General features: G+C 32.7%; 19 protein-coding genes. 4 read left to right on the top strand and 15 right to left on the bottom strand.

Annotation, left to right across the window (positions count from 1 at the left end; genetic code table 11):
• Window positions 1-7 precede the first annotated feature (7 nt).
• The 6 genes from VIM70_RS07525 to VIM70_RS07500 form a co-directional block, all read right to left on the bottom strand.
• Window positions 8-775, bottom strand: coding sequence for a tyrosine-protein phosphatase (locus VIM70_RS07525; RefSeq protein ID WP_331945129.1), 768 nt, complete (start codon window positions 773-775; stop codon window positions 8-10).
• A gap of 12 nt (window positions 776-787) precedes the next feature.
• Entirely contained in the window at window positions 788-1,483 is a 696-nt protein-coding gene (locus VIM70_RS07520; protein ID WP_331945128.1) for a YveK family protein, read from the bottom strand.
• A 123-nt stretch (window positions 1,484-1,606) separates the two neighbouring features.
• Window positions 1,607-2,335, bottom strand: coding sequence for a hypothetical protein (locus VIM70_RS07515; RefSeq protein WP_331945127.1), 729 nt, complete (start codon window positions 2,333-2,335; stop codon window positions 1,607-1,609).
• A 295-nt stretch (window positions 2,336-2,630) separates the two neighbouring features.
• A complete protein-coding gene (locus VIM70_RS07510) occupies window positions 2,631-3,005 on the bottom strand; it encodes a hypothetical protein (protein WP_331945126.1) in 375 nt (124 codons plus the stop codon).
• Window positions 3,006-3,232: 227 nt separating this feature from the next.
• Window positions 3,233-7,255, bottom strand: coding sequence for a beta strand repeat-containing protein (locus tag VIM70_RS07505; RefSeq protein WP_331945125.1), 4,023 nt, complete (start codon window positions 7,253-7,255; stop codon window positions 3,233-3,235).
• A 114-nt stretch (window positions 7,256-7,369) separates the two neighbouring features.
• A complete protein-coding gene (locus VIM70_RS07500; protein WP_331945124.1) occupies window positions 7,370-9,172 on the bottom strand; it encodes an Ig-like domain-containing protein in 1,803 nt (600 codons plus the stop codon).
• A 1,165-nt stretch (window positions 9,173-10,337) separates the two neighbouring features.
• On the opposite strand from VIM70_RS07500, the gene VIM70_RS07495 reads away from it, so the two are divergent.
• A complete protein-coding gene (locus VIM70_RS07495; protein WP_331945123.1) occupies window positions 10,338-11,042 on the top strand; it encodes a DUF4397 domain-containing protein in 705 nt (234 codons plus the stop codon).
• A gap of 150 nt (window positions 11,043-11,192) precedes the next feature.
• On the opposite strand, the gene VIM70_RS07490 is transcribed toward VIM70_RS07495, so the two are convergent.
• The gene (locus VIM70_RS07490; protein WP_331945122.1) at window positions 11,193-15,488 is read right to left on the bottom strand and encodes a 5'-nucleotidase C-terminal domain-containing protein; all 4,296 of its coding nucleotides are present in this window, start codon (window positions 15,486-15,488) and stop codon (window positions 11,193-11,195) included.
• A 313-nt stretch (window positions 15,489-15,801) separates the two neighbouring features.
• Between VIM70_RS07490 and VIM70_RS07485 the strand changes: the two genes are divergently transcribed.
• Entirely contained in the window at window positions 15,802-15,945 is a 144-nt protein-coding gene (locus VIM70_RS07485; protein WP_331945121.1) for an aspartyl-phosphate phosphatase Spo0E family protein, read from the top strand.
• A gap of 44 nt (window positions 15,946-15,989) precedes the next feature.
• On the top strand, window positions 15,990-16,145 hold the full coding sequence (locus VIM70_RS07480; RefSeq protein WP_331945120.1) for a hypothetical protein: 156 nt from the start codon (window positions 15,990-15,992) through the stop codon (window positions 16,143-16,145).
• A gap of 493 nt (window positions 16,146-16,638) precedes the next feature.
• On the opposite strand, the gene VIM70_RS07475 is transcribed toward VIM70_RS07480, so the two are convergent.
• Genes VIM70_RS07475 through VIM70_RS07465 form a run of 3 tightly spaced genes read right to left on the bottom strand, consistent with a single transcriptional unit; the run spans window position 16,639 to window position 18,534 of the window.
• Window positions 16,639-17,208 carry a Uma2 family endonuclease gene (locus VIM70_RS07475; protein WP_331945119.1) on the bottom strand — a complete coding sequence of 190 codons (570 nt, stop codon included), beginning with the start codon at window positions 17,206-17,208 and terminating at the stop codon, window positions 16,639-16,641.
• A gap of 15 nt (window positions 17,209-17,223) precedes the next feature.
• A complete protein-coding gene (locus VIM70_RS07470; RefSeq protein WP_331945150.1) occupies window positions 17,224-17,670 on the bottom strand; it encodes a PadR family transcriptional regulator in 447 nt (148 codons plus the stop codon).
• 15 nt (window positions 17,671-17,685) lie between these two features.
• A complete protein-coding gene (locus VIM70_RS07465; RefSeq protein WP_331945118.1) occupies window positions 17,686-18,534 on the bottom strand; it encodes a DegV family protein in 849 nt (282 codons plus the stop codon).
• A 150-nt stretch (window positions 18,535-18,684) separates the two neighbouring features.
• Here VIM70_RS07465 and VIM70_RS07460 point away from each other — a divergent pair, with 150 nt between their 5' ends.
• On the top strand, window positions 18,685-18,966 hold the full coding sequence (locus VIM70_RS07460) for a TcaA NTF2-like domain-containing protein (RefSeq protein ID WP_414648682.1): 282 nt from the start codon (window positions 18,685-18,687) through the stop codon (window positions 18,964-18,966).
• A 112-nt stretch (window positions 18,967-19,078) separates the two neighbouring features.
• On the opposite strand, the gene VIM70_RS07455 is transcribed toward VIM70_RS07460, so the two are convergent.
• From VIM70_RS07455 to cobM, 5 genes are all read right to left on the bottom strand, one after another.
• Window positions 19,079-19,279 (bottom strand): zinc ribbon domain-containing protein, encoded by a 201-nt coding sequence (locus VIM70_RS07455; RefSeq protein ID WP_331945116.1) that lies wholly within the window; start codon window positions 19,277-19,279, stop codon window positions 19,079-19,081.
• A 136-nt stretch (window positions 19,280-19,415) separates the two neighbouring features.
• Entirely contained in the window at window positions 19,416-21,164 is a 1,749-nt protein-coding gene (locus VIM70_RS07450) for an Ig-like domain-containing protein (protein WP_331945115.1), read from the bottom strand.
• A gap of 263 nt (window positions 21,165-21,427) precedes the next feature.
• Window positions 21,428-22,192 (bottom strand): cobalt-precorrin-6A reductase, encoded by a 765-nt coding sequence (locus VIM70_RS07445; RefSeq protein ID WP_331945114.1) that lies wholly within the window; start codon window positions 22,190-22,192, stop codon window positions 21,428-21,430.
• Window positions 22,193-22,406: 214 nt separating this feature from the next.
• Entirely contained in the window at window positions 22,407-23,123 is a 717-nt protein-coding gene (gene cobJ, locus VIM70_RS07440; RefSeq protein ID WP_331945113.1) for a precorrin-3B C(17)-methyltransferase, read from the bottom strand.
• Between the two features lie 20 nt (window positions 23,124-23,143).
• The gene (cobM, locus tag VIM70_RS07435; RefSeq protein WP_331945112.1) at window positions 23,144-23,905 is read right to left on the bottom strand and encodes a precorrin-4 C(11)-methyltransferase; all 762 of its coding nucleotides are present in this window, start codon (window positions 23,903-23,905) and stop codon (window positions 23,144-23,146) included.
• Between the last annotated feature and the right edge of the window lie 24 nt (window positions 23,906-23,929).

Raw genomic sequence — 23,929 nt, 5'->3', positions numbered from 1 at the left:
CATAATATCAACGTTTGAAAAACTGAAATATGTTTTTCTTTTTCTTTATTTTTTCCATATTTGTTTCTATATCTTTATCTAAGAGCAATAGTTCTAAATTTTCTGATACCTTTTTTTCTATTTGATTATCTAACTCTTTTGCTTGACTAAATCCTTCTATAAGACCTGGGCATCTTCTATTTAGAGAATGAGCGTCAGAAGCTATAAAGTTTACCAGACCTTCTCGCACCAATAGCTTGGCACAGCTTTGAACTTTCTTTCCAAATAAACCTTGTAGGCTTCCCGTATTAATTTGAAACAAACATCCTTCTTCAATAAACCCATTTATAGCAGTGGGTGTTTCATATATATATTCATACCTTTCTGGATGTGCAATTATAGGTTTAATATTTAGAAGCCTTAGCTCATAAATTAAATCTAGGGCATCCTTAGGCAATTTATCCATGGGAAATTCAATAAGCATATAGCTTTCCCCATTTATCCCTCTCAGTTTTTTTTCTCTGCACAACTTTAAGGAATGTTTGTCCAACATTACTTCTTGTCCTAAAAGTATTTCTATATCTATTCCTGAGGTTTTTGCTTGAAGTTTTAATTCCTGAAGCAAGGTCAAAATTTCATCATAATAATTTTCGTATATACCCCTTATATAATGAGGTGTAGCTACTATGGTTTTAGTACCTTTTTCCTCTGCCAGCTTTAACATTTTAATGCTCATTTCCATATCCTTTGAGCCATCATCAATGCCTGGAAGTATATGACTATGTATATCAATCATCCTGACACCTTCTTATTTTTTATCTTCTACCATTTTAGGTATTACTCCTAAAACTGGTAATCCTAAGTATTTTTCTACATCACTTTCAGTTTTTATAGTGTCATCCAAGTATTCGAGGAGAAACACAACTCCAAGCGAAATCATTAATCCCAGGAAAAAGGCAATTGCTAGGTTTAATATCTTATTAGGGCTAATAGGATTCACTGGAATAACAGCCTTATCCATTACTTGTATATCTCCACCGGTAGGATAAACCTTTTTTGAAGATTCTATAAAGGAGGTTGAAATAGCATTTACAATATTAAATACCTCTTCTGGATTTTTACTTTTAGCTGTAATTATTAGAATTTGAGTTCCAGTTTTAGGAGTAACCGTAATACTACTTTTGATCTGATCCATTGTTAGATTACTTTTTAAACTATTCAAAGCACCTTGTGCTACTAAATCGGATTTAGCAATTTCACTATAGGTTACAAGTAAATTTTGATACATCGTTACATCACTATTTAATTGTGAGTCTTGTTTGTCTGTGATCTGTGGTTTACCCACTATTATACTTGTGCTTGCTTGATAGGTTGGTTTTATAACAAAAAAACTTAATATCCCTGCTATTATTACAGCTGCAAGCGTTATTGAAACTATTAACCATATCCTTTCTTTTATTATTGTAAGATAATCTTCAAAACTGACCTCTATTTCTTCATTCATCTGCTGTTCCTCCTAGTAAAAAATCATATGTCCATATTATATCATTATTTACTTCTGAGGTAAATAATGTTTATTACAAAATGATGTTATTCTACAATATTTTCTTAATTTTTCCTTACGAATTTAGTTAGCAGAAATAGTGATTATTATTGTTTTTATGTTTCCTGAGGTATCTGTAAGTGTTCCATTTACTTTGGCAGTTCCCCCAACAGATGCAAGAATATTTTTTAAAGTTGCTACTGAGATGCCATTTTTTTGAGGATCATATGTTCCAAGTAGATCAGCAACATTAATAGTAACTTCACCAGAATCATTTGTTGTAACAGCTTGAGACACTCCCATAAAGTTAATTTCTATAGTAGTTTTCTCACTAGCATTTAAGGTTAATGTAGTAAACATATCAGTACTGTTTAAACCAGCTAGGGACACCTTATAATCACCATTAGCATCTTTATTAGCTATAATAGGTTGTCCAATAGTGAACGACACTTTGTTAAGAACTGGTGCAATTATATCTGGCACTGTCGAACCTGTGTCTGTATCATGTGCATCAAAGATAACTGTCCCAGTAGCACTCTTGTAAACCACAGCTGGTATAAGACTTGCAGCAACAGTTTCTCCGTTATTATTGTCTATCCATTCTCCACTAAAATCTTTAACATAAACATCTCCACCTGTAACTAGTGCATTAGTAATTTCGTTTGCATTTAATGGGTCATTAGCATACCCTAAGTCAAATGCTTTGTTACCTATTACCACTGTACCTTTATTCATTGCAGCAAAAGTTGTAAAAGATGTTGATCCTGCTATCATTAAAGCAGCGAGAACTGTGCTTATAAATTTCTTATTCATTATTTATTCCTCCATTTTTTTGGTTTGATTATGATATTTATTATTAGATCCCTTAATTAAATATTAATTAAGATTTTATTTCTTTAAAAATTATAATTTTGTAGATAGATTTTCATATTTTACACTTATATAACGACAATCACCGCAATTTAGTTGCACTTTTATAAAAATTTTATGTTTAAATCTCCATTCATGTATGTTTTTAGCACATATTTTCACTATTATTAAAAAATAAGAGAGAACCGCCATTACGACGGTTCTCTCTTCTCTCAATACCTGGAAATTTATTTTTACTTTATTTAGTCCATATAAGTATCATGAGTTTTTTATCTGCATTAACTACATTAATTGTTGCTATATGCTTTTCCTTAGTCGTCTTTATGCTTACTGGCTTTTTATCCACCGTTATCTTCCAACCATCTTTTTCTAAGACCTTTTGATATTTAGTTAAGTATTTTTCATAATCTCCATTTGATACATAATAAACAGCATTACCAAGTTGTTCACCCTTTGATGGCTCAAATTTATTTACTAACATATTCTTATATTTAGGAAGATATCTAAACTCTTTAGTATATGTTACCTTAGATAAATTTAATATTATTACTACTGTTGCTATCACTATTATAATCAAAGCTAAAATACCAGTTATAATTTTTTTGTTTTTCATTTTATTATTCCTCCTATGCAACTGACTCTACAACCTATAACCCTATAAAATATAATATAATATAACGTGTAAATTATAGCTTATATGTGATAACGAAGCAATGTTATTCCATTCTTTCACCACCACTTAATTACCACTATTTCTGCAACTAAAAAAGCCACCATATCAAAAGATATGATGACTTTTAATTATTTAATTACTCATTATCCTAAATTGTTGAACTTTTACTATTTTACTGCTAAGTTTATTGTTGTTCCATTAGCAGTAATAGATATTGGCTTATTAACAAGTTGTGATAAAGTTACATGTGCAAAATCAGTAGCACCAGTTAAAGTAACTATAGCAGCTTTTATCTCATTAACGTTATTCAATACATCTGTGTATTGAACACCATTTATTGTTACACTTGTTGGAACTAGATTAGCAGATACTAAATTAGATATAGTTGCGATACTATCTAAAGTAGTTTCACCTAGTCCTGTTTTTATAGTAGATGTTATTGTTGAACCATCAGTTGTTACATCAACTACTGCTGCAATTGATGAAATTGCTGCAATATTTTTTGCTGCTTGTTCAACAACTGCTTTATCAGCTATATTTACATCAACAGTTATGTCTTGAGTTCCTACTGTAAGTCTTACCTTTGTAGCACCTACAGATACTGGAGTAATTGTTATTGTATCTCCACTTAGTCCAACTTTTGCAACCTCAGTATTGTATGATATAGCAGCATCAGGTAATGCTGTTATAGAAGTAGCATTTCCAAACTGATCTTTACCAGCAAATGTAAGAGTTATTGTTCCATCTGCATTTTCTCCATCAGTAACTTTACCATCAAGAGCTATTTGAATACCAGCTGTTGTAGCATCTGCATCTATTTTAGTTAAATCTGTAACTGTACCTGCTTTTGTTAAAGCAGTTGTTCCATCAACTAAAGCTGCAGCGTCCTTAGCAACATTTAATACTACTGACTGTTTAACTCCAAATACGTCTGCTGTTATAGTAACATTAGTATCAGCAGTAGCTGTTCTTGATGTTACTGTTGATACTACACCATTTACAACTGTAGCAACTGTACTATTACTTGATGTCCACACAATGTCTGCTGAATTAATTGAAACTACATTTCCACTTGCATTTAATGCCTTCACAGTAAATGTAGCAGCATTTGCACTATTATTTGGAACTTTATATCCATAAGTACCATCTGCATTTAACTTGCTATTTACTAATTGAATTGATGATACTAATGATGAAGCCGGTGCAACATTTACTGAAACTGTATCTTTTAGTGTTGTACCTGATTTAACATCTAGATTTACTGTACCTGATTTATATCCAGCTACATTAAATCTGTATGCAACAGCCTTAGTAACATCTGTTGTAGCAACACCTTTAATATCAACCATTCCTACATAAGCTGATTCATTAGCTATTGAAGCATCACTGCTTACAAATGTTAAATCTGTAGTTGGATTCACAGCAAAGAAATCACCATATTGATCTTTAGTAGATACATCAACAGTAGCTGTACCATTAAGCCCAACATATAATGCAGTTTCCTTAGCATCAAGAACTTTTAATACTCTTGCTTGTTTTACAATAACATTTAATGAACCAGTTACTAAAGTTGCATCTGAAGTTAAACCATTATTTGTTATAGTTACAGCAACATTCTTATCAACATTTACTGGTGTTGTAGCAAGATTAGCATCAATTTTTAATGCTATACCCTCAGCATCAGCCTTAACAGTTGTTTCTGTCAATTTACCACTTACAGTCTTATAATAAACTAAACCTACAGTTGGTAAAACGAAAGTATCTACATCTCCACTTTGTTTAGCAATAGTTGCTGATAATTGGCCTTTTGCTGTACCAAGATCAGGAGTTATTAAGTCTCCTTTATTGTCTTTTACTGCAACCACTTTATATGTTGCGTCAGCATTGACACCATTTATTTGACCAGCTATTACTCCACTTGTTATGTCAACACCTGCATCTATTGTAGTAAGAACAGTTTTCTCTGCTACAACTGGAATATCATAGAATGTTGTTGAACCAACTAATGATACTCTAACAACATAGTTGCCAGCAGCTGAAGCTAAAAGTCCTAATTGTTTAACATTAGTTGTAGTTGCTGCACCTAGAGAATCAAGTTGGGATACAGTAAGAGCAGATGAAACTGCACCATCTTTATATATTTGAACATTTACTGCACTTGAAGCTAATGTAACTACTTCACCATGAGTATTTCTTGCTACAACTCCAACTTTTGTTGTTGTTGCAACTTTTAATGCTGGGACAGCAATTGGATCTACAGAAGTTACTTTAGGATTAGCTGTAGTTGCAACTGTAAACATACCAGCTTTTATAGCATTAGTATCTGTAAATGATGTTCCAACAAAAGGAGTAATTTCAAATGTACCAGATTTAAGACTATTAACAGTTACTAATACATCTCCCTTTTTCTTAGATGAATCAGTTGTATCATCCTTAGCTCTTACAGAAGTTGTTATAGTAACATCGCTTGCTACAACTCCAGTTGTTTTAGAAACAACATTATATTTTATCATTTCTGGAGCTAATACTGCTCCACTATTAGCAGATATTCTTTGTGCAATTATATCCTCTTGATTATAAGTAGTTGATGCACTTTCTGAAACTGCAGTTATAGCTGAAAGCTTTGAAGCTCCTATTGTTACTGTATATGTTGACTTAGTACCATTTGCTATATTATAAGCATCAATTGTAACAATTCCAGCCTTTGCAGCTGTAAATAGTACAGTATTCACATTTGTGTCACCTGTAATATCTGCTACTAAACAATCGCTTCCTGAAGTTACTACCCAACGTATTAAATTACCTGTTGAAACGCTTGTTACAGGATTGTTGTACTGGTCTCTAACATCAGCAGTTAACTTAATACTATCTGTTGGTAATACTTCTGTTGCAGGATCTCCTAATTTATGATCATTTACTGCATTTGCATATGTTCCAGCAACACTTGTTATAGTAGTTGGAACTGCTCCAGTAGTAGATGCTTTTAAAACTGTGTAAGTTGCTGATGAAGTTGCAATAACTTTAGCATCAGTAGCCAATGGTGCTTGATCATAAGTATCAAATTTAACAGATACTATATCATTTTCTTTTGTTAATCTTAAAATGGCTACTACAACCTTTTCACCTGAAGCTGATACTGTGTATTCTGTAGTTGCCGTTAATGGCATTCCATTTACGGTAACAGTTGTTTTTACATTTGCTAAATTAGCGGTATTAATAACTTCGTTGTACTGATTCTTAGCGGTAAAATAAAGACTTGATGTTGTTCCAGCTGATACGCTAGTAGTTATCTTATCAAATGTATTTGTATAAGCTGATACAACTTTAGCTACAAAACTATTTGTAGTAAATTCTGCCCAATCTGAACTTACAACATAAGTACTAGCATCAGTTAACTTTTTGCTTGCATCTAATAAGAAGTTAGCTTTTCCAGTAGAAGTTAAACTTGCAAGAACATATGTTCCCGTTAATGTTACATCTCCTGAAGTTAAAGTGATTTTCTTCGCTGCTATACTAGCTTCAGTTACTGAAGTAGGTATTCCAGATATCTGTACTGTTGAATTGTTAATTGCACTTACTGAAGCTGCTGTTATTTTAGCTGCGCCAACTGTAACTGCTACACTTACTGCTTTTTGAGCTGCAGTTAATGTCCAAGTCTTTCCTGCTGGTACTGATAATGTACCATTTACTATTACTGTTCCAACTTTTGTACCATCAAATGCTGTTGTATCCCAAGTAATGCTTGCGAAATCAGTTGTAGCATCACTTAATGTAACACCTACAGTTGTAGGTAATCCTAAATTATTAGCTGTTGTACCAACAGCTGCTGTTACAGCAGGAATAGCTGCTATTGTTCCAACTGTTGCTGTTACATTAGCATCACCAGGGTTATAGTTTGTAGTTCCTGCAGCATTAGTATAAGTTACTGCTGGGATAATAGTTGCTGCTATTGCTAAGCCAGTAGCATTGTCAATCCATTGTCCTCCGAAATCTTTAACATAAACTTCTCCACCTGCAAGTAATGCAGCTCCTATAACAGAAGCATTTGCTGGATCATTTGCATACACTAAGTCAAAAGCTTTGCTACCTATTACAACAGTACCATTAGGCATTGCTGCAAATGCTGTGAAAGATGTTGATCCTGCAACCATTAAAGCAGCAAGAACTGAACTTGTAATTTTCTTATTCATATATATTTACCTCCATAAATTTTTGTTTATTTTTTTAATTTATAATTAATTGACCTAATTAAACTTAACAATTAAATACTAATTAGGCCTTAAAGTTCTTTAAAAACTTTTTTTCTAAAGACCAGCTACTAAAGTTACTAATTTTGTTGCAACTACTGTTCCAGTTGCATCTAATAATTTAACTGTAACTATGTCTCCAGCAGCTTTTACTGGGAAAATTGTTCTAACTTTTCCTAAGTCAGTTATAGCTGTTATTGCAGTTGTGCCATCAAATACTTGATATTGAGTTGCTCCAACTAGTGGTGAAGTAACAGTTAAGTTTGCTCCAAATGTAGCAGCTTTTACTGTTGCATTAATTACTACTTCTACTGGAGGTGCAACTACGATTGTTCCTGTTGCTCCTAATTTAGCATCTATTGTTGCAACTACTGTTCCAGCTGCATTAGTTAATTTAACAGTTACTAAATCTCCTGCAATTTTTTCTGGCCAAACTGTTGTACTAGTTCCTACGACAGTTGGATTTGATAATGGTTTTACACCATCAAATATTTGGTATTGTGTAGCTGTTGGGAAGTTTGTAACTCCATCAGCTGATAATGTTAAGTTTACTGTTGCTCCAAATGTAGCGTGTAAAACTGTAGTAGTAAATACATTTACTACTGTTCCTGCAGCTTTAACAGTAACAACGTATGTTGCAGTTTTGCTTGCGTCTGTTGTTGTAACAGTAATTGTTGCAGTTCCAGCTTTTACTGCTGTTACTTTTCCTGTAGCATCTACTGTTGCTACTGTAACGTCTGATGATGCATATGTTACAGCTTTGTTTGTTGCAGTTGTTGGATTCACTGTAGCTACTAAACTTTCTGTTCCAGCTACTGTTAAATCACCTGTAGTTTTATTTAAAGTTACTCCAGTTACTGGTACTACTACTACTGGAGTAGTTACAGTAACAGCGCATATTGCAATTTTGCTTCCGTCTACTGTTGTAACTGTGATTGTTGCAATTCCAGCTTTTAATGCTGTTACTTTTCCTGTAGCATCTACTGATGCTACTGTAGCATCTGAAGATTTGTAAGTTACAGCTTTGTTTGTTGCAGCTGCTGGATTAACAGTAGCTACTAAAGTATCTGTTGCACCTACTTTTAAAGCATCTGTTGTTTTATTTAAAATTACTGAAGTTACACCTACTGTTGCAGGTACATCGTCTTTAACAGTTACGTTAAATACTTTTACTGCTTCATAAGCTTTTGTTGAAGTTGCTGTTTTAACATGTGCTACAACGATATAATTTCCTGCTGCTGCGAATGTATATGAAGGACTTGCAGAATAATCGCTTGATACTGTTGACCATACTCCTGTTGCTGTATTCATAGAGAATAGTTGATAAAGGTATGGTCCAACCTTTCCACCTATGTTATCAATTCCGTTGAAATTTAATTTCAATCCTTCAACTGGGCATTCTGCATTTCCAGCAACGTATATGCTGCTAGTATTTTTAGCTACACAATTAAGTGCTAATGAATAAGTAGTATCATAATCAGCAAATACGCTTGATTTAGCACCTACTACATTAGCTTTTCTTACATAAACTGTAACTGGGTATTTTCCAGCTAAAAGTGCTTTTGTTTTTGGTAACACATATGGTGTTTTTGAATCTACAGGTACGCCATATCCACTTAATTTAGTCCATACATTAGCAACTTTAATATATGCTGCGTATTGTACATTTCCCACATAATTAACTGCAGTTACTGTTAATGCTTCTTTATCCCCAGCAACTAGTGGTGTATGATCTAATCCAACGAAATTAATTGTTGGAATAGCCAGTGCAGCTGCGTTTGCTGTAATGTTACCTAATAATCCGGCCATTACAAATACCGCTGCCATAAATATGCTTAGTGTTTTTTTGATTTGTATCATGTGTTTTGTCCCCTCCCATATTGGTATATGTTTTTTATTTTTTGAAAATAAAAACCTAATTGTGATCGTCTTCTTCTTTCAAAGAATACAATTTATTTTTCTTTAACTACACCCCCTAGAGAGCCATTTTTTTGTTACTATAAAACTAAATTAAGTTTTGTAGTAACATAGTAATTAAAGACTTCAATGTGTTTATGATCTCTGTTAAAATCATTTCATTCTTCTACCAGATTTTCATTTTTTTTATAATATTCTGACGATTTCACCCTATTTACACAAAGTTCACGTTATTTATATTATATAACACTTTTGGTTAAATCTCAATATGTTAAGAAAATTTAACTGTATTACATTAATTTTCATATATTTCATATGTTTTTATGTATTACATTTATTTTCTTAACTTACACTTATATAACGGTTATGGTTAAATTTTAGTTGCACTTTTAAGATATTTTTTAAAATAATAATAACTGATTTTCCATTCAATTTCCAACATTTCTCATGTTTTCTTATTTTATATTTATATAACGTTTATAGTCATATTTTAGTTGCACCTTTTTAAAATGTTTTTCAATATATTAATTACTAAAAATTATCTAAAACTGTAAACATTTCATACCTTTTTCATTTTACATTTATATAACGGTTATGATTATATTATAGTTGCACTTTTTTAGTTTTTATTATCAATAAAATAAAAAATAAATATAGGCTCAGTTTATTTTTCTACCCTTCTATGTTTATTATGGGATTCATAAATTATTACAACTAAATTAGTTATAACTAATTTAGTTAGTTAATTAATCTGTGGAATAAAAAAAGAGAAAAATAGGTTCTCTCAGCTATTCTTCTCTTTCACTTTTATTTAACTGCCTTTACTCGTTCACATTTTGACATTGGAAATTTTCACATCCAGGAGGTCGTCGTGTGGGAGCCACGACCGAGCTTTCTAACTTTTACACATTTTCTAAAATATCCTGTAATTGATATTTTTTCTACTTATCCTATTATATAACTGTTTTGCTTCTAATATAGTTGCACCTTTTCAAACATTTTCTTAAATAAAAATAAAAATGGAAACAATCTACTTTCTAATTTCAGTAACGTTCTATGATTGTTTTTCATATATTAATATAGTAGAAATATTTGAAGGGAGCCTTTTATGTTCTATTGTCCAAAAAATTATATTGATCCTTACCCAATGTATAGAGTTAATGATATGTACAGAGTTAACCCTATGTATAGGGTGGGACCTATGAATTCTTATTTTAGAGTTCTGCATGCTTCACCTAAATCCCCAGCCGTTGATGTGTATATTAATGATATGTTAAAATTTAAAAACCTTACCTATGGTGTTTTTACAGATTATGTAGAGGTTATGACTGGTAATTATAATATAAAATTATATGCTGCGGGTACTAAAACCTCACCTGTACTTAATAAAAATTTTTTTATTCCACCTGAAAAAATTTATACCGTTGCTGCTATTGGATTGTTGCCTAACATTAATCTATTACTTGTGCTTGAACCTAAAGTAAAAAACCCTAGTAATATGGCTTATGTCAAATTTACTCATTTATCACCCAATGCTGGCGCTGTGGATATAACATTACCAGATGGTAAAATTTTATTTAAGAATGTTAAATACAAAGAATCTACTGACTATATACAAGTTCCTCCTGGAACCTATACTATAGAAGCTAGACCTACTGGAACCACAACTACTGCTCTATACGTTCCTAATATAACACTAAAATCTCAGCGTTTTTATACGGTTTATGCAATAGGCCTAGTTAATGATAAACCAGGACTTCAAGCTTTAATTCCTCTAGACGGTAGTTCTTATTTAGATTTTCGTGAGGATTAAGAGCAGTGCCACCCACGTGGCAAGTGGCATGTTTAAGGGTGTAACCTAATGTTTAGAAATAGCAATAAAAAACTACAGGTGAATTAAATTCACCTGTAGTTTTTTATTGTCTATACTTTTTACTGTCTATAATTATGATTTTGCAGATTACTACATTGGCATTGATGGTAATCCTGTAAGATTGTTTATCCAAGTACCTGCAAAATTCTTAATATAGATTGCTGCACCACCGGCTATTGCACTAGTGATTTCTTGAGCATGCAATGGATTATTAACATAATCTAAAGTAAATTGTTTAGTTCCTATTAATATGGTTCCATTAACCATAAGATCATAAACAGTTTTAGGAATTTCTATAGTAGATATTTTCCAATTTTCACTGTTTGTTGGAGTAATGGTTCCATTATCTTGTACATATTTGAACATCATGTTTCTAACCTGTCCATCATCTCCAAGAGTTTTTGCTGAATCATAGAAAGTAGCGTTTATTACTGCTTGACTTCCAGGTACAAATCCCGCTGCAGCCATAAATCCACCACCACCATTGTATCTGTAATTGTTAATAGCTATCTTTAATATTTCTGTGTTCTCTACAGGTATGCCATTAATTTTTAAATTCTTTATTCTGTTTCCGGTGATTACTTTTCCTTTAGAGTCTACTGTGCAAGCCGGCTGAGTTAAGTCAACATCATATGTTGCTCCATATAACTGGTCAAGGTTATAATCTGCAATATTTAGTACTGAATCCTTAACTATTGGATCAGTTGAATTTGCTACTTGTGCGTAGTATCTTACTGACCATTCAAGCCAATTTTTAAGTTGACTGCCAGTCATTTTTAATCCATATAAGAAGTTTTCATATACATAAACTCCCATAATATCTTGTCTCTTAACATCACCTTGTGGTACTTTTGCTGTAGGGCTAAGTGGAGCTGCTATTGAAAGCGTTGTTCCTGCAGCATTCGCTTGCACTTTATTCACAAGTTCCATTATACTTGAAGGCTGTACTAATTGCTTTGCTCCTTCAAAAATGGCTGTTGATTTTCCTATTACTGTATTTGTATAAGCAAGAGTTGCATCCTGATATGGTTTTGCAATAGCAAGTATAGCAGGATCTGCAACTGTAGTAGCAGGTAATGTAACATTATATGCTGTTACTCCCACATAATTTCCGTCAGCATCGATATTAAGATCTATCTGAGAGAATATTCCATCACCATTTTTTGGTTCTACTACTGGTACAACTTTTCCTGCTGGATTTGTATATGAATAAGTTTTACCAGTATGTGCATGCCCACAAAGAATTGCGTCAATTCCTGACACTTGTTTTGCTACTGCATCAGCTTGGTTTTCTGGAATTGTATCGCTAGCAGTCGCTATTCCACTATGAATTGATGCTACTATAACATCTGCTCCAGCTGCTTTCATTATTGGAACCCATTTTTGTGCCTCAAGTACTAAATCATTAAAATGTAAATCTGCATAATGTGCTGGATCTTCCCAACTTGGTATAGTTTTAGTTGTAAGTCCAAGTATTCCAACTTTGGTTGTTTTACCATTTACAGTGAATGACTTCATTATATATGGCTTAACAAGATTTGAATTATCAGATTTATAAGTATTAGCTGATAATACTGAGATATTTTCTTTAGTAGCATCACCTATAATTCTGTTTAATGTATCTAATCCATAATTAAATTCATGGTTACCAAGTGTCCATGTGTCATATTTCATGGCTCCCATTACCTTCATCATTGGATATTCTGATGTTTTATCTATCATGTCAAAGTAATATGATAGAGGCGTTCCTTGAATTGTATCTCCATTATCTATTAACATTGTATTTGGATTTGTTGCTCTTACACTATTTACATATGTGGAGACTTTTGCAAGTCCTACATTTGCTGCAAGTCCAGTGTTGTAATCTAGTGGGAATATTGCTCCATGTATGTCTGATGTTCCTATTATCGATATCTTAGCGGCTGGTTGTGGTGGTGTTCCCACTTTAACTACATCCGCTGCACTAGCAACTGCTAATTCTAGTGTAGTACTATATCTAGATACAACCGCAGTTACATCAGCAATATCTCCTACAGTGAGTCCAGCTATGACAGGCATTGCATATACATTTACGCTTCCTGTTGAATCTTGTGCCATAGAAGCACCTGCATTGTCTATGCTTGTGAAAGTTACATTTTTAATTTTGATTAATTGTCCTTGCAAAGTGTCATTAATAGAGCCTACTAAAACTTCCTTAGGCGTAACCACATTATTACTACTTACTGTTACTACAGCAGTTGCAGATGTTGGTGTTATTTCTAATAATCCACTATATACTGATAAATTTCCTGTTGCTGTTATTACATCACCTTTTTTAGCAGTAAATCCAGCAGAATTATATACACAGATTCCTGCTGTTGGGTTAATACCTTTATCTTGCATCCAAACATTTTTACCACTAACAGATGTAACAGTTCCTGTAAGTGTAACTGCTATTTTAGTTGTAGTTCTAGCTTCTGCTATACTCATAACTACAGGATCTACAACTACCATTTGATTATCTACTCTGTTATTCATTTGAACTGTTATTTTCTTATTAGCTCTAACATCGTCATTTAAAGCATCTCGTACAGTGTAATGTGTATCTAATAAACTACTTTTTATGGATGCGGCCGTAAATCCTGTAAAGCCGTCACCACCAGTAGCAACAAAATCTGGTGCATTTACTTTTAGTACATCTGTATCTTTTACAACTGTACCATTGCTTTCTCTTATTATGCTAATTACTCTTTTACCTTGTACTTCTGGGGTTGTAATTGTTCCATCTGTTGCTACTACGGCTGCTTTATATGATATTTTTGTAGAATCATATGTGAATTTAACTCCTGAAATTTGAATTCCTTTACCATCTGTTTGAACAGCTTGTTCAAAAATCATTTTTAGCTGTGCGCCTGTCATGGTTGTAGTATTAATGATATTATCAAAAGGCATAATGTTAAATATTGTTCCAACAGTTACATTTCCAGCTGGAATTGGACTTAATCTAATACCTCCGTTATTAACCATTCCTACTTCTGCAGGTGATCCTGGATAATTTTTTACAACGTCTGCCATCCAATTTCCAAGTTGAGATTCGCCATAAGGTGCATCTACTTGTACACTTGTATAAGCAACCGCATCATTTCCAATTACCTCATTAAATATTGGAAGTAAATCTGCACCAGCATCATCAACAATTTTCTTAGCTTCAGGATCTGTTGCTGAAGTTACTGTGGTTGTAAGTGCTTTATAATTTTGACCTTTAGCTGAGAAAGTAAGTGCCTTAGTAGCAGCATCAACTGTGATTTTTAAATCTACATAACCCTTACCTGTTGAATTTGCTATTACTGTGGGAACATCCTTACCATCTGCATCCTTATTTACAAGATCTGCAATAGTATGTGTATGTCCACCAAACACAGCATCTACTCCATGTAATTTTCCTACTATTGCATTAAGTGAGTCTCCACCATCGTGAACATCAGCTATTACTATATCAGCTAGATTTCCATCTCTGATTTCTTTTACAGATGCATTAATTTCTGTAGCTGGATCTCTAAAATCAAAAGGAGATACTAAAGCTGGCATAATTATAGTTGGCGCATCTTTAAGTATAGCTCCAACAACTGCTATCCTTACGCCATCTTTTGTAATTATTTTGTAAGGTTGATATGGTCTTTCGTTTGTACCTTTTTTGTACATGTTAGCACAAACAATACTATAGTTTGCACCAGTCATGGTAGTATTATTAATTACATCAAGACCCCAATCAAATTCATGATTTCCTAGGGCTGTAACTTCCATACCCATATTTGATAATACTTGTTGAACTGGAACTCCACGTAATACATTAGATACTGGTGTTCCTTGATATAAATCTCCTCCACCAATGATGAGAGTTCTATCTGGATTTGTAGCTTTTAAATCTTTAACTACTTTCGAGAGCGCTGCTCCGATAGGTTTTGTATTTGTTGAGTCCAAAAGTTGACCATGAAAATCTGTAATTCCTATTATGTCAAAAGTTTTATTTGCGGGTGGTGCGTTTGCAGTAACTGTAACAACACATAATGATGATTTTATATTTCCATCATTTGTTGTAGCTGATATGCTTGCAGTTCCTAAAGATACTGCTGTAACTACTCCATTAGATACTGTTGCTACTGCATTATTACTTGATGACCAAGTAACAGCTTTATTAGTAGTATTAGCTGGAGATATTGTCGCTATTAATGTAGAAGCTTGTCCAATACCTAATCCAAGCGTAGCCTTGTCTAAGGACACTCCGGTAGCGGTAACACTTTCAGCTGCCTTTACACTTTTAACTCCAATAACACCACTAAAATTAAATAATATTAAAGTTAATGTCATTATCCAACTAAGAATTTTTTCACCTTTTACTTTAACCATTTAATTATCCCCCCATTTAATATTTTTTCTTTTAAACTTTTTTCTTAATCCTTTTAATTTTTTAATAATACTTTGAGTGTCACAAAACCTCCTCAAGCTTATGACCAATATTATATTATTATATTACTATGTAAATTATATCACATTATTTTAAATATTCTGATTTATATTCAAATTTTATGTTAATTTTTGTTAATAAATATAGCATAACCATTTGTTCATTTAGAATTCAATTTATTTTATATTATATATTGCATGTTGGTTTATTATGTATTAAAATCATATTTATGTAATAAAAGAAAAGGGTGAAATTATGAGTATACAAATAGAATTGCTTAGAAATAAATTGGAAAAATTAGTAGCAGTTACCGAAAGTCTTGTTGATAATGATGTCGTTTCTCTAAGTCAAGAATTAGATAGGCTTATTTTTCAATATTATTTGTGTAAGTTGGAATAATATAAAGGTAAACATATTTAAGGGGTTCATACAATTCTGCTACAATGTCAGCAACACATGCAGCAGGATATAATTTAGGAATAACTACAGATCCAGGATTTACTTCAAGAATAGATAATCCCTATGCAATCAATAGAATATTTATGGGTCCACTAGATACTTTAACTATGGTAATTAAAACTGCCCCCTGTCAAATTTGACAGGGGGCAGTTCTTAAGATGAACTTGTCAGGATTTAAAAAAGTTTTAGAATTTATTCGAATTAATTTCTTTAGACTCGGTAAGAGACTTCTATATATACGTGAACGTATTATATGAGCCTTTTGTTTTCTCATAATCCAAAATTTCATTCCTTTTAATTTAGATTATACTTACTTCCAAATATGTTTAAGGCGGTAGCCTGCATGTTTAGAAATGGCTTACTATATTAAAGTATGGGAGCTCAAGAAGGACCTAATCATTAATAAGAAATTATATGGATTATATCCGCTTCTGCCTCTTATGCAAGTTAAAAAAATGGAAATGCCTGAAGATATTATAAAAAAACTAAATAATAATCCGTTTATCAGCATTTTAATATAGGAAGTATGTGTTTCCAATAACAAATAACATAAAAAGCTACAGGTGAATTCACCAGTAGCTTTTTATGTTTAGTCTTTAATTATATAAATCATTATCTATTCTCTACTTGATATTAACCAAAACCCAATTTCAAATCAACTATAAAATTTTCGAAAATACCTACCTTTACGTTATCAACTTCTGTATATATTTCAGGTCTTCCATATCTTTTATTTTCCTGTAAGGTAAATATACTTATAAATTTACCTTCTGGCTCAATTATCCAATATTCTTTTACCCCGATCTTTTCATATTTATCAAACTTTAAAACTTTGTCATTTCTCATTGTAGATGGTGAGCATACTTCAATAATTAAATCTGGCACACCAAAATATCCAGTACCTTTTAATCCACTTTTATTACAAATAACTAAAAGATCTGGCTGAACTACATTTTTTGACTTAGCTTCTTCAATTACATCATCAGATATTATTAAATCAAAGGGGGCGGTAAATGCTCTGCAAGATTTCCCTATCAAATAATTTCCGAATTGCCTGCCTAACTCAAAAGTAATTGCTTGGTGCTGCCATACTGGTGCTTCTTGCCTATGTTTTATTCCTTCAATTAATTCGCATCTTTCATCTTCTGTCCAATTTAAATAATCTTCATAAGTGTAGTTCTTATTTTCTTGTGGTAATGGCATATGCCTTCACCTCTTTCAATTATATAAGTCATTATAAATTATTTTAAATACTTCTAAAGCTTCTTCAATCTTATCTTGTAGTAAGTATTTTTTATTTTCTAGCTGCTCTCTACCTTCATCAGTTATTTTATAAATTTTTTGTGCTTTCTTAGAATCATTCCATTCTCCAATAACCAATTTTTCCTTTTCTAATCTTTTCAAAAGAGGATATATCCCGCCTGTACTAGGAATCCAAAGACCATTTGTTCGATCACCAATTTTATGAGATATATCATTCCCATTAGTTTCACCTAAACTTAAAATAAATAACACGTACAAAGGTAGTAACCCTTTTGTGAATACTTGCCCCACTGCCTCTTTTTCCTTTTTAACTTTTCTAAGTTCCAAAAGTTTTTTCTTGTATTCAACGTACAGTATTTTTTCCTGCGCCCTAATGTCTATCTCACTTTCTTTATTTAATATATCAGCCACTTTTATCTAAGGTTCCTCTATACAAATCATTCCTACTAAACCGGGTCCACTATGAACTCCTGATACAGGACTTATATATCCTCCAAATTCTATGGAGATAACGTTTGGATGTTCCCCTATTTTTTCCATTACTTTCTTAGATTCTTCTAATGCGTCACCATGCATTATATAAACCTTACACTTTTTTTTATCTAAAATGTTATTTGTAAGTTCAATAAGTTTATTAAGAGATTGTTTTCTACCTCTTACCTTTTCAGCTGTGATATACTTGCCGTCTGTATCTATTGAGATTATAGGTTTTATGTTTAAAAGCTCTGCTATTGTGCCAGCAACTTTCCCTATCCTTCCACCTTTTTTCAAGTACTCTAAAGTACCTACTACAAAATAAAGATGTATTCTCTTTTTAATAGAAGGAATAGCTGCAACAACCTCATCAAAACTTTTTCCTTCTTGTATTAACTTTCCACATTCTGTTACTATTAATCCTTCACCAAGAGCAATGGACTGTGAATCACATACGTGGGTAATAATACCTGGATGATTTTCACTTGTGAGTTTCATTGCATTAAATATACCCGATAACCCAGTAGACAGCGTTACTGCTATAGCATGAGTGTATCCTTCTTCTTCTAATCTTAAAAACAATTCCTCCATATCCTTCATTGATGGCAATGAGGATGTAGGTACTTCTTTTTTCATATTATCATAAACCTCTTGCGGCGTAATATCTATGTTATCCTGATATTCTCTATCAGAATAGATAATCCTAAAAGGCAATACATTTATATTATATTTACCTATGGCTTCACTTCTTAAATCACTTGTAGTGTCCGTTATCAGCGCTATTTTATCCAAATTAACTCCTCCTACATTTAGTAATATCATTATTATAGCATAATGATATATGTGTATCAATAGTGATACATAAAATCATTTATTGCTGGGGAATAGATGGAATAGAGGTGGGACGGTTAACAACTAATAGGCTAATGGCTATTGGACAAGGTGGGAGATGTTTGGGGCGGTTACTATGTTAAAAAAACCTATGGAGCTGGAGTACAAGAATACATTATTTCATCTAATATTACCGACTACGTCCTGAGTGAGGATAGTAACCCTAGAACTATTACTACTTCAGAAGTTTATAAGATCATAGCTAAAGATGGTTCTTCATCTAATAAAGCTTTTACTTTTGTGTATGAATTTCAATTTAATGATTCAACTTCTAGTTTTGAACTACCCATGACTAAAGTCACAGGATTCCTGTTTCATCGGACACAGCCTTAACTCGTGCGAGTTAATGGTCTAACATGTTCTCCTACAAAAGTAATACTTTTGCTTCTCTAGTAATTAGAGGACAGGCTCTTACCACTGTCCCAAGTGGTGCCTCACGTATATATTACACTAAACCTAGGAGTCTCATTCCTTCGCCTCGTATATTTAGTGAGGCATTTATATCTCTGTCATGTTTTTTGTTACATCCGCTGCAGGTCCATTCCCTATCACTTAAGGTCAACATAATATTCTTACTACCACAATAGTTACACAATTTTGAAGAAGCAAAGAACCTATAACTCCAGAAGGAGATTTGTACTCCCACTAAAATTTTCTCTTTGTTATAGTTTGTAACACCACCTTATAACCGTGGGAGACTTTCCTTCTGAAATGTCGTTAAAGAAATAGCTGTAGCAAAATTAACTTTTGCTACAGCTATTTTTTATATTTCTTTAGATATATTATCTCCAGTTAGTATCACTTAGTCCAAAATTTTTATCTAAATCAAGTGTAATTTCGTGAACAGTTCCTTGTCCATTGACTATGGCCATTTTTCTTGAGAGAACATCTGCTGAATTAGTAACTGAGCTATTTGCTACTGCGTTTGCGATAACACCTAGAAGATTTTCTTCGCTGATGTTAGGGGTTCCCACAAATACATCATCAATAATTTTTGTAGCTGCTGGGCTTATGCTTCCATTTTGAACTGTAATATCAAAAGCAAGAGCAAAACCTCTTATAGTTTTTAGATTGTACTTATTACATATATTCATTGCTTGATTAATTGAAAATACCTCTGCATCTTTTTCAATCTTTATAAAGTCCTGAGTATTTATTAAATTAACAAATTGAGTATGCCAAGGCTCTATAATATTATTCGAGAAATCATTAATACCTTTAGCCCAGTTAAACTGCTCCTCTGGTGTATTAATAATGTTATGAATTGTATTATAGTTTGTTCCAAAAATGTCTCTCGTTTCAGTATTATATTCTCTATCCATTCTATTTAGTAGGGGCTGCAATGTTTTTGTGTCTGGTCCTATAGCCCATTGAAGGTATCCTAGTGATAATCCTTGTCCATCAAAATTCCCCGCAATTTGTGAAGTTCCTTCAAATTGCTTAGTAATATTTTTTGCAATATTAACTACATTATCTCCTGGAGAAGTGTAAAGTTGTATGTATGGATCAGATACATAGCCAATGCTACCATTATAAATAATTTTATCCCACAACTTATTGTCTGTACCAGTTACTGTATCTAAAATTTCAATCTTTTCATATTTAAACATATACCCTAACACATTATTGGGATTTATATCAGCCGTTGATCTTACACTTAGATCGTAGCCAAGCAAATTATTATTCACATATCCTAATTTATTATTTACGGTAACGCTGCAATTTGCTATTTTACTTCCCTCTACAGTTGTTGCTGTAATGTTTGTTGTTCCCGCAGCTAATGCCGTTACAACTCCATTAGCTACAGTTGCCACTTTTGAATTTGAGGTTGTCCATGTTACATCCTTGTTTGCTGCATTAATTGGAGCTATTGTTGTAATTAGAGTATCAACATCTCCCACTGTTAATGTATCTATAGTTTTATTTAAACTTACAGATGCCACTTTTATTATGTTATCTACAACAATTAATTTAGCTGTTACTGTTACGTTACCTGTATTTACTACTCCATCCACCATTGTTAATGTACCAATGTATGTAAATGTTCCAGCTACTTTTGTATCTGCTACCTTGTCCCATGTTACAGCTAGTTCTTTAGTTGATTGATCAGCTAAAGTTACTGTCACAGTTTTTGGTAATGTATAAATATCACCTGTATTCTTTGAAATATTAATATCACTTACTGATGTTACTTTTAAAGCTTCACTAACAACATCTTTATCTTGTGCAGCAAAGTTAGTTGTTTCAGTAGCACTCTTATAAACTACTGCTGGTATAATGCTTGCAGATACTTCTAATCCTGTATTATTGTCACTCCAAATACCGTCGAAACCTTTAACATAAACTTCCCCACCTGCAACTATCGCATCAGTTATTTCATTAAAATTCGATGGGTCATTAGCATACTCTAAATCAAAAGCATTGTGTCCTATTACAACAGTACCTTTATTCATTGCTGCAAAAGCCGTTAAAGATGTTGATCCTGCTATCATTAATGCAGTAAGAATTGAACTTATGATTTTCTTGTTCATATATTTCTACCCCTCCATTTGTTTAGATATATCTTAATATTTTTTATTAACTCTACTTAATCAATTATTAATTATGGTTTAATGTTCCATTATTATAATTATATTTTAACTAATAGAACTGCTAGGACCATGTTTAAATAACGTTTATTATTACAATTTAGTTTCATTTTTCCATATATTTATTATTAAGCCATAAAAAACATTGGACAGAAAAGAGAAGAACGGCTAATTGCAACCAGTCCTCCCCTTATGGGCACTTCTAATCATATTAAACTTGAAATATATTTCACAAGTTCTAACTCACTATAAAACACTTTTGAATATTCCATAGCCTTTCTACCTATTATAAAAGCTGGTATGTTATTATCTATAGCTGCTCTTATTTTATCTTCGGTTCCACCTTGAACTCCGCTATCCTTCATAAGTATTGCTTTAGCATTGTATTCTTTTATGAACCCTTTATTAAGTTCATATCCTACTGGGCCCTTCATCGCTACTATGTCTTCAACATTTACTCCTAGCTCTAAAATTTCTTCTAAAACCTTAACGGAAGGTAAAACCCGATGTATTATCCTATTATTCAACTTGAAATCTAGAATTTTATCTATATTTCTGCTACCAGTGGTATTTAAAATAGTTCCATCTATTGTTTTAAGATGTTTATAAAGACTACCATAATTTTCTACTACAATAACATTTTTATTATCTTTAAACTTTTCTACAACAGGTGGCCTCTCGTACCTAACATATTGTACTCCGTTTATTTTACATGCTTCAATTGCATTTTTAGTAATTTCCAATGCATAAGGATGGGATGCATCGATTAAAATTTTTATATCATTATTTTTTATAACTTGCTTAAGCCCCACTAAATCTAATGGTTTCTCATTGAAAATTCTATATTTATAATCTTTCAAAAGCTCAACACCATAAGCTGTAGCTGTTGATATAAGGATATCATCCGTAAACTCATTTAATCCTGAGAGAATATTTTTTCCTTCTGAAGTACCTACAATTAAACCTATCATCTTTATTCAATCACATCCTTCAAATAGTTGGGGATTTAGTTGGGGACGGTTAACAATTAAGTGGCGTTTGTAATAACAAGTGATTGAGGGGACAGTTAAGAACTTTCCCCTTTTGGGATATGCTAAAAGCTTAATAGTTGTTAACCGTCCCCCCACTTTATTGTCTGATTAGTTGTTAACCGTCCCTCGATCTTCCCAGACTTTCCTCTGTTCCCTAAACCTTGTAACCCCTTGGTGTTATAAACTTACCATCTTTTACGTAACTTTGGCTGTTTCCTATTATAACAATCGACATCATGTCAGCCATGTTCTCGTCAAAGGTATCTAATGTAGCTATATTTACTTCTTGTCCATCTCTAAGCGCATTTTTAACTATAGCTATTGGCGTAGTTCCGTCTCTGTGCATTTTTATAATATTTATACACTCTCTTAAATAATGAGGTCTACCCTTACTTTTAGGATTGTATAATGATATAACAAAATCACCTTCTGCAGCTAGATTCACTCTGTTTTGAATCAATTCATATGGTGTCATTAAATCACTTAAACTTATGTTACAATTGTCATGCATTAGTGGTGCTCCGAGTACTGAAGCTGCAGCAGAAGATGCTGTAACTCCTGGAATAACCTCAACTTCTTCATCCACACGAAGCTGAAGAATTAACCCTGCCATTCCGTAAATTCCAGAATCACCGGTACTAATTACACTAACTATCTTATTATGGCTGAGTTCTAGTGCCTTTTTGCATCTTTCTTCTTCACCCTTCATGCCTGTAGAGAATATTTCCTTATCTTCTAATAATGGTTTTATCATATCTATATATTTGTTATAACCTACAACCATATCACTTTCTTTAATGGCTTCCATTGCTTTTATTGTCATATGTTTAAGTCCACCTGGGCCTATTCCTATCACATATAATTTCCCCAATTTAACATCCCCTTCACTATCTATTTTATTCCTTCGCGAAACATATGAGTAAAAGTCTTATCATACAAAAGGCTCTTGTCATATTCGCAATCTATAAAATCACCTACAAGAATCTGAGCACATTTTGTTATATTAGCTGCCTTTACCTTCTCTGCTATATCATCCAAAGTTCCAATAATAGCTCTTTCATCCGGCCATGTAGCTCTTTCAATCACAGCTATTGAAACATTTCTTTTGTAACCTGCTTTAAGTTTTGCAACTACTTTATCTATCATACTTATAGATAAGAAAATAGCCATAGATGCTCCGACAGACGCAAGCTTTTCTAAATCCTCTGTTTCAGGTACTGGCGTTCTACCCTCGACTCTTGTAAGAATTAGTGTTTGAGTTACACTTGGGAGCGTAAATTCTTTTTTTATAACAGATGCTGCTGCTGAGAATGAACTTACTCCTGGCACTATAGAATAATCTATATTTAATTTATCTAACTCATCCATCTGCTCTTTTATAGCTCCATATATAGCTGGATCTCCAGTATGTAACCTTACTACATTTTTATTCTCACTATGTGCTATTCTCATAACTTCTATAACATCCTCGAGAGTCATGGAAGCTGAATTGTGAACTACTACATCTTTTTTGCAAAAGTCAATATGCTCCGCACTTACTAATGATCCCGCATAGATAACTACATCTGCACTAGATAATATATTTCTTCCTTTAACTGTTATTAAATCTACATCCCCTGGTCCTGCGCCTATAAAATAAACCATTAAATTCACCTATCCTTTCTTAGAATTAGTTGT

It is taken from the genome of Clostridium sp., from assembly GCF_036569345.1.
Lineage (GTDB): Bacteria > Bacillota > Clostridia > Clostridiales > Clostridiaceae > Clostridium_AD.
This window is presented reverse-complemented; position numbering and strand designations above follow the sequence as displayed.